This window comes from Rhizobacter sp. P2_G4 (assembly GCF_056403575.1).
Genome location: NZ_JBFUFG010000015.1, coordinates 78,937 through 91,707, shown reverse-complemented (window position 1 = coordinate 91,707; position 12,771 = coordinate 78,937). Strand labels below are relative to the sequence as shown.

11 protein-coding genes are annotated in these 12,771 nt (G+C 64.0%); 5 read left to right on the top strand and 6 right to left on the bottom strand.

What is annotated here, in order from left to right; genetic code table 11:
* Positions 1 to 44: 44 nt before the first annotated feature.
* Complete coding sequence (locus tag AC1DYS_RS29845; RefSeq protein WP_477905332.1) at positions 45 to 617, bottom strand: DUF3617 domain-containing protein; 573 nt, start codon at positions 615 to 617, stop codon at positions 45 to 47.
* A 277-nt stretch (positions 618 to 894) separates the two neighbouring features.
* On the opposite strand from AC1DYS_RS29845, the gene AC1DYS_RS29840 reads away from it, so the two are divergent.
* Both AC1DYS_RS29840 and AC1DYS_RS29835 read left to right on the top strand, forming a co-directional pair.
* Positions 895 to 2,202, top strand: a complete 1,308-nt coding sequence (locus AC1DYS_RS29840) for an alpha/beta fold hydrolase (protein ID WP_477905330.1) — start codon at positions 895 to 897, stop codon at positions 2,200 to 2,202.
* A gap of 146 nt (positions 2,203 to 2,348) precedes the next feature.
* Positions 2,349 to 3,188, top strand: a complete 840-nt coding sequence (locus tag AC1DYS_RS29835; RefSeq protein ID WP_477905329.1) for an N-acyl amino acid synthase FeeM domain-containing protein — start codon at positions 2,349 to 2,351, stop codon at positions 3,186 to 3,188.
* Between the two features lies 1 nt (position 3,189).
* Here AC1DYS_RS29835 and AC1DYS_RS29830 read toward each other — a convergent pair whose 3' ends face one another.
* The 4 genes from AC1DYS_RS29830 to AC1DYS_RS29815 all read right to left on the bottom strand — a co-directional run bounded on the left by AC1DYS_RS29830 (position 3,190) and on the right by AC1DYS_RS29815 (position 7,497).
* Complete coding sequence (locus tag AC1DYS_RS29830; protein WP_477905327.1) at positions 3,190 to 4,959, bottom strand: ATP-binding protein; 1,770 nt, start codon at positions 4,957 to 4,959, stop codon at positions 3,190 to 3,192.
* A gap of 102 nt (positions 4,960 to 5,061) precedes the next feature.
* A complete protein-coding gene (locus tag AC1DYS_RS29825) occupies positions 5,062 to 5,430 on the bottom strand; it encodes a DUF1304 domain-containing protein (protein WP_477905325.1) in 369 nt (122 codons plus the stop codon).
* 755 nt (positions 5,431 to 6,185) lie between these two features.
* Positions 6,186 to 7,154: a threo-3-hydroxy-L-aspartate ammonia-lyase gene (locus AC1DYS_RS29820; protein WP_477905323.1), complete on the bottom strand. Its 969-nt coding sequence runs from the start codon at positions 7,152 to 7,154 to the stop codon at positions 6,186 to 6,188.
* A 19-nt stretch (positions 7,155 to 7,173) separates the two neighbouring features.
* Positions 7,174 to 7,497, bottom strand: a complete 324-nt coding sequence (locus AC1DYS_RS29815) for a hypothetical protein (protein WP_477905321.1) — start codon at positions 7,495 to 7,497, stop codon at positions 7,174 to 7,176.
* 178 nt (positions 7,498 to 7,675) lie between these two features.
* On the opposite strand from AC1DYS_RS29815, the gene AC1DYS_RS29810 reads away from it, so the two are divergent.
* Positions 7,676 to 9,109 carry an aminotransferase-like domain-containing protein gene (locus AC1DYS_RS29810; protein ID WP_477905319.1) on the top strand — a complete coding sequence of 478 codons (1,434 nt, stop codon included), beginning with the start codon at positions 7,676 to 7,678 and terminating at the stop codon, positions 9,107 to 9,109.
* Here AC1DYS_RS29810 and AC1DYS_RS29805 read toward each other — a convergent pair whose 3' ends face one another.
* Positions 9,110 to 9,679: a DUF1415 domain-containing protein gene (locus AC1DYS_RS29805; RefSeq protein ID WP_477905317.1), complete on the bottom strand. Its 570-nt coding sequence runs from the start codon at positions 9,677 to 9,679 to the stop codon at positions 9,110 to 9,112.
* A 462-nt stretch (positions 9,680 to 10,141) separates the two neighbouring features.
* On the opposite strand from AC1DYS_RS29805, the gene AC1DYS_RS29800 reads away from it, so the two are divergent.
* Positions 10,142 to 10,573, top strand: a complete 432-nt coding sequence (locus AC1DYS_RS29800) for a hypothetical protein (protein ID WP_477905316.1) — start codon at positions 10,142 to 10,144, stop codon at positions 10,571 to 10,573.
* Between the two features lie 129 nt (positions 10,574 to 10,702).
* Positions 10,703 to 12,694: a S9 family peptidase gene (locus tag AC1DYS_RS29795; RefSeq protein WP_477905314.1), complete on the top strand. Its 1,992-nt coding sequence runs from the start codon at positions 10,703 to 10,705 to the stop codon at positions 12,692 to 12,694.
* Positions 12,695 to 12,771 lie beyond the last annotated feature (77 nt).

The following is a 12,771-nucleotide window of genomic DNA, read 5'->3' as shown; positions in this document are numbered from 1 at the left end:
CGGTTGACGACTACACCCCGCAGCCCTTCGACCGCAGGTGCTCCTTACTTCCCCAAGGCCTTCACGTTGCCGCAGTCCGTCGCGAGCCAGCGCCCCGTCTGGTCGACGTTCACGCGCTCCGGTTGGCCAACGACCACGGTGTCGACCACCGCCTGGCTGGTGTAGGCCGTCGCGCTCTGAAAGGTGACCACGGCCTCGCCGTTGGCCGGTGGTGTGGTGGTGCAGGCGAACTTCACCTTCATCGAGTTGCTGCCGCGCTCCAGCACCTGCTGCGTGCAGTCACCGGCTTGCTGCGGGATCTCGCCGCGCTCGGCGTCTTCCTTGCTGATGCAGGCCTGCACGGTGCTCGACTTGTCGCCCAGGCGGATGTTCTGCTGGGCCATCACCTGTTCTACGGCCTTGCGCTGGTCGGGCGGCAATTGGTTGATGTAGGCCTGCGCCTGCTTCACCGCCGCTTCGGCCTTGCCGCTCTGGCTCTTGAGCGCGATGTTGATCTCCCACAAGCCGGGCTCGATCTTCGGGCCTGTCGTGGTCGTGGTCTGGGCCTGAGCCGCGGGCAGGCTCACGGCGATCAAGAGGGCCAGCGAGAGCGAGAGAGTCTGTGTTTTGGTCTTCAAATCGGTACCTCCGTGGTTGGCAGCAGTGCCAGTATGCAGATACTGATATCACCGCTGCGCGCATGGTTCCGCGAGAATGGGCGCCCGGTGTTTCTTGAGGTGACGAATGCTCCTGTGTGTGTGGCGGCCTCTGGCACTGGGTTTGATGGTGATGCTCTGTGGCGCCGCAGCCCGATCTGCCGCCCCGACTCAGCCGGCCCCTGCATCGGTGCCGTTGTCGGCAGTGCCTCCCACTTCGGTTCCATGTGTCGATCGGGTTGCCGAAGCGGCCTCGGCCGTGATCGTCCGGCTGCCGGGCCTGCGCTACACCTGCCTGGCCTTGCGCAGCGGGCAGCGCGTGCTGATAGGGCAGGCCGGGGCGCAAAGCGCGCCCACCGTGTTGCTGGTGCATGGCCTCGGCAACAACGCGCATCGTGACTGGGCCAGCGTGGTTGCCGCCCTGGCGGGCCAGTTTCATGTGGTCGCTGTCGACCTGCCGGGGTTCGGCGCATCGGAGTCGTCGCCGCAAGGCTATTCCTTCGACGCGCTGAGCCAGGCTCTGAAGGAGGTGCTCGACCAGACGTCGCCCGGCCAGCGGGTGCATGTGGTCGGCCATTCGCTGGGTGGCGCGGTGAGTCTGCATTTCGCCCACGCGCATGCCGACAGGGTGGATCGGCTGGTGCTCGTCGACGCGGCGGGCATCCTGCTCAAGACGGTGTTTGCGCAGCACGTGGCCAGCATGCGAACGCGGCAGGTCGGCATCGACCCGGTCGACCGGTTCCTCAAGGGCCTTGGCGAGCGCATCAACGGCCTCAGGCGCATCGTGTTCAACGATCTCGACGATCGCTTCGACTTCAGCCGCTGGCTGGCACAAAACCCCAGCGTGCGGTATGCGCTGCTTGGCCGCTACACACAGGTCGAAGCCGGCCTCGGCCTGGTGGAGCACGACTTCACTTCGGCGATCCGTGAAGTGCAGGCGCCCACCACGGTGATCTGGGGCCGAGATGACCCGGTGGCGCCGTTGCGCACCGGCAACCTGCTCGCAGCGCGCCTGCCCGATGCCCGCTTGCGGGTGATCGACGGCGCAGGGCACACGCCGATGCAAGACAGCCCCACCACCTTCATGCGCTTGTTGCAGGAGGCCTTGGCTTCGCCCTTGTCGCCGAAATACGCGGTAGACGTTCCCGAGGTGTCCAAGGGCGCTGCGAGTTGCCTCAACGAACCCGACCGCAGCTTCAGCGGCCACTACGACAGCATCACGCTCGACAACTGCGGCAACGCCCGCATCAGCGGCGCAAAGCTCCGGCAGCTGACCATCAAGGCGTCGTCGGTGACCGTCGAAGACAGCGTGATCGACAGCGACGATGTCGCACTCTCGACGCAAGCCAGCCAGCTCACGGCCACAAACCTGCGGCTGCGCGGGCGTGTGGCCATCCGTGCCGACAACAGCCGCCTCGACCTGGCCGGCGTCAGCCTGCAGGCCATCGAACGCGGTGTCGAGATGCTGGCACCGAGCCGGCTCTACTTCTCGGTGAGCGACTGGCAGGCGCCCGACTTCAACGGCGACGCCCACTTCGTTTGGCCGCTGTCTACCGGGCAGCGTTGAGCCTTCACGCCCCCATCGCTGAAGGCCCGATCGGCACCGTGCCGGTCACAACTCGCAACACTTGAATCGAGGCGGCTGGCCCGGCCCTTGCGATTACTGCCCCGGGATCATGCAAGAGGCCAAAGGCCCGCTGATGGGGATACTGCATGTACAGGGACGAACTTCCGCCACCTTCATTGATGCCGGTGCCGCGGGCACTCGACATCGTGTCGCGCGCTCACGGGCTGCGCAGCAACGACTCAGACTTCGGGGCACTCGATGCATCGCGCAATCGGGCAACTCACCGAGCCTCTGCCGTCATCGAACACAGCCTGCCCTTCAAAGTGAGGGTGGTCTGCGACGAATCACAACTGCTGCGCGTTCAGGCGCTGAGGCAGACGGCCTATGGCCGCCATCTGCCGGCGCAGGCCGCAGCATTCGGCAGCGCCGATCCGCTCGATCGATTGGTCGACACCACCATCTTCTTTGCAGAAGACAAGGCGACCGGCGCGGTGGTGGGCTCGGCGCGCATACAGAGCAACCGCACGGCGCCCTTGCAGATCGAGCGCAGCATCGAGTTGCCGCCAGAACGCCAAGGCCAGTTGCTGGCCGAGATCACGCGCCTGTGCGTGCAGCCCGGCTACGACCACCCGGTGCGCCTGGCGCTGGTGAAGGCGAGCCATCTGTATTGCATCGCGACGCAGATCGGCGGTGTGCTGGCTGGCTCGCGCCGCACGCTGCTGCGCACCTACGAGAACCTCGGCTTCACCGATCTGTTTGGCGACGAGCGCATGTGCCCGCTGCTGCATGCGGGCGGCTTGCCTCACCGCGTGCTGTTCCGCGACACGGTCACGTCCGAGGCGATGGCACGCGAGCGCCGGCACCCCGATCACGACTTCGTGTTTCGCCGCTATCACCCCGACATCGCGATCTTCGAGGCGCTCTCGGCCGCTGTTGCCGATGGGCTTCGCAACAAGGGTGACGAAGTCTGGCCGCGCGCTGCCTGAATCAGGCAGATTGCGTCAGGTACACAGACAGAATTTCGCGCAGCTGCTCGGTGCTGAAGGGCTTGGCCAGAAAGTCGTCCATGCCCGCGGCGCGGCATTGTTCACGGTCTTCGGGAAATACATTGGCCGTGAGCGCGATGAGCGGCAGGCGCGGCAAGCCGTTCTTCATCTCGTGCTCGCGGATGCGGCGCGCGGCTTCGAAGCCATCCATCTCCGGCATCTGGCAGTCCAGCAACACCAGATCGGGCCGCGGCGAGTGCGCCTGGCACACGCGCTCGACGACACCGCGCCCATCGACCACATGTTCGGCTTCCAGGCCTAGGCGAGCGAGCGAGGCCTCGGCAACGATGGCGTTGACTTGGTTGTCTTCGGCCAGCAGCACGCGGCCGTGCATCGGCACTTGGCCGGTTGCCGGTGATGCCGCTGCAGCGGGCGAAGGTACATTCGGCGTATGCACCCGCTTCAGCGGCAGCAGCACCTCGAAGGTCGAGCCTGATCCCAACGCGCTGTGATACCTCACCGAGCCGCCCATCGCCTCGCAAATCGCGCGCGTGATGCTGAGCCCGAGCCCGGTGCCACCGAAGCGCCGCGTGTTGGAGCTGTCGACCTGAACGAAGGGCTCGAAGATGCGGTCGAGCGCCGCCGGCGCGATGCCCACGCCGGTGTCTTCGACTCGGATCAACAGGCCGCTGCCGCCCTGCGTTTCCGCGACCCGCACGCGCACCGTGCCGTGCTCGGTGAACTTCACCGCGTTGCCCACCAGGTTCAGCAGGATCTGGCGCAGACGGAACGGGTCCATCGTCGCCATGCAAGGCCGCGGCAGGTCGAGCTCGCTGGTGAGCGTGAGGCCCTTTTCTGCGGCACCTGGCGTGCACATCTCCACCGTGTCGTCGATCAGCTGCGCGAGGTCGACCTGCTGTGGGTGCACGTCGATCCCGTGCGCGTCGAAGCGCGAATATTCAAGGATGTTGTTGATGAGACCCAGCAGGTGCTCGCCGCAACGCCGGATGACGGTCAGCCCGTCCCGCGGGTTGCTCTCGGGTGCGCTGCCCAGCAGCATGCTCGACATACCCAAGATGCCGTGCAGCGGCGTGCGCAACTCGTGGCTCATGTTGGCGACGAACTCGTTCTTCGCGCGGTTCTCCATGCGCGCCAACTCGAGTGCCGATGACAGCTGGGCCGTGAGCCGCTCGTTGGTGAAGCGCAGCGTCAGCATCTCCACCACCTGCCGCTCCGAGCGGCGTGTGGCGACCAGCAAAACAGCGTAGAAGGCGATGATCGAGAACGCACCGTACAGGCCGATGGCGTCGCCGCGCGAGAACATCATGAGCACGCCGGGCAGCTGCATCGGTGCGGTGTAGGCCACGCAGCAAGGCCAGTCGGCATGCAACACGAAGGCAGCGACCGTGCTCACGCCGGCCAGCGTGGCGATCACCAACGTCACGACACTGGTGTCGTTGGTGGCGGTCAGGAAAATGCCAGCCGCACCCCATACCAACCCATCGAGGAACAGCATTGCGCGGCCCCACGCCAGCCAGGTCAGCGAATCGTTTTGGCGGTGCCTGAACATGCGGCCGTGGACGACCCGCGGAATCACCACCGCGATCTTCAGGCCGATCCATATCGCAAGCGTTTGCGCGGGAATCGCACCGTGCAGGTAGAGGACCAGTGCAACGGCATACGCTGTGGCGGCGAACACCGCCACCGAGGTCTGCTCGAAGATCATCCGCATCTGCGCCACGCGAACCCGCGTAGGGATGTCCGACGTCATGTCGGGCATGGCAAGAGCAGGGGCAGCGGAGGCCATTTGGCGAGCAATGTACTCGTCTTGGCCGTTAGGGCGGCAGGGCGGCTGGCGCCCTGCTGAAGGTCATCAGGCCAGGAACAGCACAGCAGCAATGGCGACGGCAGCGGGAAGCGCCTGCACGTACAGAATCTTCTTCGCGGCAGTGGCGGCGCCATAGACGCCGACCGCCACGACACCGGCCAGGAAGAACAGCGCCACCGGGCGGCCGGCCGCGCCAGCACCGATGCCGAGGATCAGGCTCCAGATCAGGCCCGCGGCCAGGAAGCCGTTGTACAGGCCCTGGTTGGCTGCCAGCACCTTGGACGCGGCCGAGAATTCGGGCGTGGTGTTGAACACCTTGCGGCCCTTGGGCGTGTCCCACATGAACATCTCTAGCACGAGGATGTAGACGTGGATCAGGGCCACCAGGCCGACGAGGACAGAGGCAATCAGCATCGATATCTCCAGCGCTTTGCGCGCCTGATTTGAGAACGCGAGTGTTGCATGGGTGTTGGGCTGGCTGCGAGGCTTGGGCTCAGGGCAATCCCGGGTGGGGGTGCCTTGTCTTCGTGTACCACCGACCGTTCAGGCTGAGGTATCGAACCCGGCAGCGCTATGCGCGTGATGCTTCTGTTCACTGCGTGAGGCAGCTGCCGGGATATCGCCCCGGCGGGCGACCTTCTTTCTTTGCTTCGCCAAAGAAAGAAGGCAAAGAAAGGCGACCCCGACGTAGGCGGTCCGGCTAGGGCCGGACTGCTCTGCGGTGCTCGGTGTATGGGGCCTCGCGCCGAACTCGCTTCGCGGCCTGCGGCCGCTGCGCTCAGACAGCCGCGCGAAGTCAGTTCACGAAGCGTGCTGCGCACGCGGCCCCAAACCCCTGCGCTCCTCGACGCCTCCCACGGGGCCCGAAGAGCAATGCGGTCGTTTGCTGCGCAAACATTMCCTGTCCCAGCTCGCWGCGCATCGTGCTTCGTGGCGAGGCGCAGCGAGCCGAGGGGTGGGGTACGTTGAACAGGTGTGCCGTGGTCCGGATTTATCTGCAGGCGACAAGTCGCGGAAGGAAGCAGCCGAAGCGGTACGGCAAAGTGAAGAGCGTCTTTGCTTTGGTTACTTTCATTTGACGCGACAAATGAAAGTAACTCGCCCGCCGGGGCGACCACCCGGCGCACCCGCCGGTAGGCAGAAGAAACACCGGCGCGAAGCGGCACCTTTCAATCAACCCGCTCCGCGCCAGTGATCAGCGCAACAAAGCGGTCGACCCCGATGTTGCCACCCGACAGCGTGACGCCCACGCGTTGCCCCTTGAAGCGTTCGCGGTGCAGCATCAGCGTCGCCAGCGCACACGCGCCAGAGGGTTCGAGCACGACCTTCATGCGCTCGAAGGCGAAGCGCATCGCGTCGACCACCACCGGGTCGGGCACGGTCAGCACATCGCTCACCAGGGCCTGGATCACCTCGAAGGTATGGTGACCGACGGCCTGCGTCTGCTGGCCGTCGCAGATGGTGCGTGGCACGTCGATGCTGACGATGCGTCCGGCCTGGAGCGACTGCTGCATGTCGTTGCCACGCTCGGGCTCGGCACCGTAGACCGCGATGCCGGGCGCCAAGTGCTTGGCGGCCACCGCGCAGCCCGACAGAAAGCCGCCGCCACCGGCACAGACGATCAGCGCGTCGAGCGGGCCGGTCTCTTCCAGCAGCTCCAGCGCCGCCGTGCCCTGGCCGGCCATCACCGGCAGGTAGTCGAAGGGTGGGATCAGCGTGGCGCCGCGCTCGCCGACCAGGCGGTTGGCGATGGCGGCGCGGTCTTCCTTGTAGCGGTCGTAGATCACCACTTCGGCACCGTAGCCTCGCGTGGCGGCCAGCTTCAGCGCGGGGGCGTCGTGCGGCATCACGATCGTCGCCTGGCAGCCGTGCATGCGCGCGGCAAGTGCCACCGCTTGCGCGTGGTTGCCCGAGGAGAAGGCCACCACGCCACGTGAGCGCTGGTCGTCGCTCAAGGCGTTGACGGAGTTGTAGGCACCGCGGAACTTGAACGCACCCATGCGCTGCAGGTTCTCTGCCTTCATGAACACCTGCAGGCCCAACATCTCGTCGAGCGTGCTAGAGCGGAGCACCGGGGTGCGATGGGCCACGCCCTGGAGGCGAGCCGCGGCGGTCTGGACGTCACTGAACTGCAGCATGTCTTCCTTCAATCTTGTTTCAGGCGAGGGCTCGGCGGGCCAACAGGCGCCACGCGTCGCTCAACCAGTTGCGCGGTGCGGCGATCTTGCCGGGTTGCAGGCAGATCATCTCTGCGCCCGTGGCGCTGCTGACCTGCACCCAGCCGGCGGATTCGACTGTATGCGCCTGCCCGGCATCGACCGAGACGCGATCGCGCCACGAGGCATCGGCCATCCAGCGTGGTGCTTCGACGACGATGAAGCTGCCGCCGATGCCGACGAACATCGTGCCCGCCTCAGTGCGAAGCCATTGCGATTCTCCGGCGCCAAGACGCATGCGCTGCCTGACCTGATCCGTGTCCATGACGGTTCACCTGATGTGTGTTTCGAGGGTTCCAGCTTATGCAGCGCGGCTGTTCAATAACAGGCACAGCCGCGAAGCTTCTGTTTCGGATCAGAAGCCATTTGCCCGCGCTGTTATGGCGCTTTAAGCTGCGATCTGTTCCGGTCTGCCTCTGCTGGGGGCACGCATCATGTCCGACATGGATCTGCAACCGCTCTACCAACGTGTCGCCCACCACTACCGCGGCGCCATCCGCTCCGGCGTGCTGACGCCCGGCACACGCATGCCTTCGGTGCGCTCGCTGACACGCCTTCACCAGGTGAGCCTGTCCACCGCGCTGCAGGCCTGTCGCAGCCTGGAAGACGAAGGGCTGCTGGAGGCCCGGCCGCGTTCGGGCTACTTCGTGCGCATGCCACGCCGTACAACCATTCCCCCGGCCAACGAGCCCGACACCGTGCGGGCGCTCGACGCGGCGCAATACGTCGGCGTGCACGACCGGGTGTCGGCCTTCGTCGCGCAGAGCGAGCGCCACGTCGTGAAGTTCGATTTCGCAGCGGCCTATGCCTCGCCCGAGGCCTACCCGGCCGAAGCCCTCAAGAACGCCGCCATCCGTGCCCTGCGGCACCGGCCCGAGCTGCTGGTGAAGCCGGTCGCGTCGCCCGGTGATCCGCTCCTGCGGGCCGTGCTGGCGCGGCGCGCGCTCGAGGCTGGCATGAGCCTGACTGCCGACGAGATCATGGTCACCCACGGTTGCATCGAAGCGCTCAACGTCGCGCTGCGTGCCGTGACCCAGCCCGGCGACACGATTGCCGTCGAGTCGCCCACTTACTACGGGCTCTTGCAGGTGCTAGAAAGCCTTGGCCTGCGCGCGCTGGAGATCCCCACCAGCCCGCACACCGGCATGTCGATCGAGGCGCTCGAACTGGCATTGCAGACCCACGAGCGCATCGCAGCCGTGGCCCTGGTGCCCAACTTCCAGAACCCGCTCGGCTGTGTGATGCCAGACGACCACAAGCAGCGGCTGGTCGAGCTGTGCGAGCGCTTCGAGGTGCCGGTGATCGAAGACGACACCTACAGCGCGCTGACGTCGGACGACGTGCCGCTCAAGGCCGTGAAGGCCTGGGACCGCAGCGGCGGGGTGATCCATTGCGCGTCGCTGCGCAAGATCCTCGCGCCCGGCATGCGCCTGGGCTGGATCAGCGGCGGCCGCTGGCACGCGCGCATCCAGATGATCAAGTACGCGCAGAGCCGTGCCAATGAGGCGCTGCCGCAGCTCATCGCGGCCGAGTTCATCGGCTCCAGCGCCTTCGACCGACACCTGGCCCGCTTGCGCCGGCAGCTCAAGACCCAGCGCGAGCAAGTGTCCGAGTCGATCGCCGCTTGCTTCCCCGAAGGTACGCGCCTGAGCGTGCCCGATGGCAGCCTGCTGCTGTGGGTCGAAATGCCCAAGCCCCGCTCGGCCCAGACGGTGTTCGAGACGGCATTGGCACAAGGCATCCGCGTGGTGCCGGGTTCGCTGTTTTCCAACTCCGGCCGCTTCGACCACTTCATGCGCATCAGTTGCGGCTTCACCTTCGACGACAAGGCCGAGCAGGCGCTGCGGCAACTCGGCCGCATCGTCGCCGAGGGCTGATCAGCCGCCGGCGGCGTCAGCTTTGCACTGCGCTTGCAGTGCGGCCCAGCCTTCGGCGCCCAGCGCTTCCAGCGTGCGGATGTTGTTCTCGAAGATCGCCTCGGCCTGCGGGAACGCAGCCACCGCGCGGTCGACGCTGTCCTCGCGCAGCAGGTGCAGCGTGGGGTAGGGCGACCGGTTGGTCGCGTTCGTCACGTCGTCGACATCGGTGCCCGCGAACTGGAACTGCGGGTGAAAGCTCGCGACCTGGAGCATGCCTTCGTAGCCCAGCTCTTCCAGCGCTTCGTCGGCCGCGCCGAGAAAGTCGTTGAAGTCGAGGAAGTCGTTCAGCACCTGCGGGTGGATGAGCAAGGTGGTGTCCAGCTCAGCCGGGTCGGCTTCGATGAGCCGGTTCATCTCGTCGCGCAACTCGGCCAGCAAGGCATCGCCATCCGTCGCGCCGCTCACGAGATAGCGCACCTGGTTCTTGGTTTGCACAGCCTTGGCAAACGGGCACAGGTTCAGGCCGATCACGGCACGGTCGACCCACGCCCTGGTTTCGGCGAGGGCTTGCTGGGGGGAAGGAATCATCAAGGTAGTGAGGCGTCGTGGCAACGGCATGTACCTTACCCTGCAGCGCGGGACCAGTTCAATCCGGAACGACCTGAGTCCCTATCCAAATCGAAACAGTCGAGTAGTGCTCCGCAAAGTCAGCAAGCATGCACGCGGCTTACTTCGCCCGCACTTCGACGTTCTCGAAACGGCCGAGTGCGTGCAATCGTCAAGTCATACCGAAACAGAATCTTATTTGCGACCTGGCGCCGATGATCCTCGTGGCGGGTTTGACAATGAGTGCGCAGTCGATTTGCGAAGAGCGCGTCGTCATTTGCCGCCGAACAACTTCCCTAGGATTCTTGACGTTGTTCTTTAAGATTGAACGAAAACCGTTGGTTGTGAGCGCAGATCATCATTGGTCGGCGCTCACAACTCATTCCAAAATGGCGCACGGCGAGCAATATGCCCAAGCCCGATCACATTTGCACCGAGGTACCCATGTCAGATCAGTTGCCAGACTTCACATCTATTCGTCACATCAGGGATGCCCGAGATGTCGGTTCCATCGGTGAAGGACAAGTGGTGACGCTGAACCTTCGAATGGAGGACCACTCCTCCGAGTGGTTCGCGATAAAGCATTCGAACATCGGTCGACTGGTCACTGCGATGATGTTCGGCGCCAGTGTCGCTGCCAACGACCGGGCCACCGTGGCCGGTCACAGCACTCAGAGCGCCGACCAGGCGGCGCTCGTCGACATCGCAAGGATCAATGCCTCGTCCGCACCTGGGGCCGGCTATGTGGCCCTCAGAGTCGTAGTGGGCGAAGGGGTCAATGTCGACTTCCGCCTTCCCCTGGCCGTCGTGCCAGCGTTGCAGGAAAAGCTTTCGCAAGCCGCTGCAATGGCGCAAAGCGCGCTGCCTAAGGTTTGAAGGTTTGAAGGTTTGAAGGTTTGAAGGGTTGAGGCGGAGAGGCGGAGAGGCGGCCTTAAGGCTGCCTGAACCGACCTGGCGAGGCATTCAAGCTCAGAAACTAAGTTGGCAAATCCAGAGGGAGGAAGAATGTCGATAGCGCATTGGTTGAAGAAAACCACATGGTTGTTGGTACTGAGTTTGGGCGCCACTCTTGCGCATGCCGAGCAGCCACCGATTCAGGATTTCACCCGGTGGCCAGCCATCAGTGACGTGGCCATATCGCCGTCTGGCAAACGTTTGGCGATGTTGATCTTTGGCACCAATGGCATGCGTCGCCTTGGCGTCATGGATCTAGATCCCGTGGGGCAGGCGCGTGTGGTGGCGGGTTTTGGCGATGCCGACATTACCAGCGTACTGTGGGTCAATGATGACCGCCTGGTTTATGAAGCGTTTCGGCGAGGCTCGGAGATTCGGTCAGGCGGCGCTGGTACCTTTGCAGTGAACCATGACGGCGGCAACGATCGGCAACTGATCTCTTGGCAGAACGCAGTAGGCGACATCCCTGGAACTCGCATCGCTTCGAGGGTGCTTCCGTATGGCTGGTTCTTTCATTCCACCATCGATGATGGCGGCAACGACGTCTTTGTCTACAAACAGATCTACGACAGCATTGGCGACGCCAAGCAGATTCAGCTTGCGCGCCTGAACACGTTGACGCGCGAGTTGCACAACCTAAGTTTCGGAACGCCCGAAAATGTGCGCGCTGTGCTCTTGGACCCGAGTGATGAACCGCGCGTTCTCAGGGCATATCACGGTGGTCGCACCAAGGTCTATTGGCGTAAGGGATCAGATAACACGTGGGATGAAGTGGCGGATTTCGACCCTCTGAAAGAGGGCTTCCGGCCCTGGCATGTCGATGTTGGCGGGCAGATGTTGGTGACCGCCACAAAGGACGATACCGAGGGGCTTTACAAATTCGACCCCGTCGCGAAGAAGCTCGATTCCGAGGCTTTGGTCAAGGTTCGCGGGTTCGATTTGCATCCGCAGGCAGAAATCGACTCGAAGACGAAGCGCTTGATGGGCGTTCATTTTCAAGCTGATCGGCCCGTCAGCTACTGGTTTGATCAGGAGATGCAAAAGCTGCAGGCAAGCCTTGATGCGGCTCTGCCGGCCGGGCGCAGCAACCGCCTGTACTGTGGTCGATGTGAGTCCAGCCAGTTCTTTGTGATCCGGTCCACCTCGGACCAGCAGCCCGGCGAGTATTTCCTGTTCGATCGAAAGAAGCTGTCGCTCCAACTCATCGGCGCCGCCCGACCCTGGATCGTAGAAGCCAATCAGGGGCGTCGCAGCTTCCATCGTTACGAAGCGCAGGACGGTCTGAAGATTCCGTTGTTTGTCACTCATCCGCCTGGAGCAGCTGTCGACAAGCCGTTGCCTGCCGTTGTGCTTGTGCATGGCGGGCCGTGGGTGCGCGGATCGGATCTGACATGGGAAGCCGAAGCACAGTTTCTGGCGTCGCGCGGCTACCGTGTGCTTCAGCCTGAGTATCGCGGCAGTACTGGCTTTGGTTTTCGTCACTACGAGGCCGGGTGGAAGCAATGGGGGTTTGCAATGCAGGACGACTTGGCTGACGCCGTGCAATGGTCCGTCAAGCAGAAGCTGGTTGACCCGAGTCGTGTTTGCATCATGGGTGCCAGTTACGGTGGCTACGCAGCATTGATGGGTCCTATTGCGCACCCAGGCGTGTACCGGTGTGCTGTAAGTTATGCAGGAGTGACCGATCCGATGCTCACGTACTCAGTGACATGGAGCGACGCCTCCGCCGATACTTTGGCGTACTCCCTTCCAGTGCTCATGGGAGACCCGGTCAAAGATGCTGTCCGCCTCGAAGCGGCATCACCACTCAAGCGCGTGGCTGAGATCAAGATCCCTGTTCTGTTGGCGCATGGAGGTGCGGACCGAAGGGTTCCTATCGTTCACGCCCGAAAGTTTGCCGAGGCCGCGCAAAAAGCTGGTGTCTCTGTGGAACGCGTCGAGTACCTCGACGAAGGCCATGGCTTCTTTGATGAGGCCAATCACGCCAATTTCTATGAGCGCGTTGAGAAGTTCCTTAAAGCATCGCTTCAACCCGCAGACTGAATCGAAGGCTTGCCATTGAGGTCACACAGCTGCCACAAAGTGCGCCTAAGGTCGGCTCCCCAGACTGCCGCACAGGT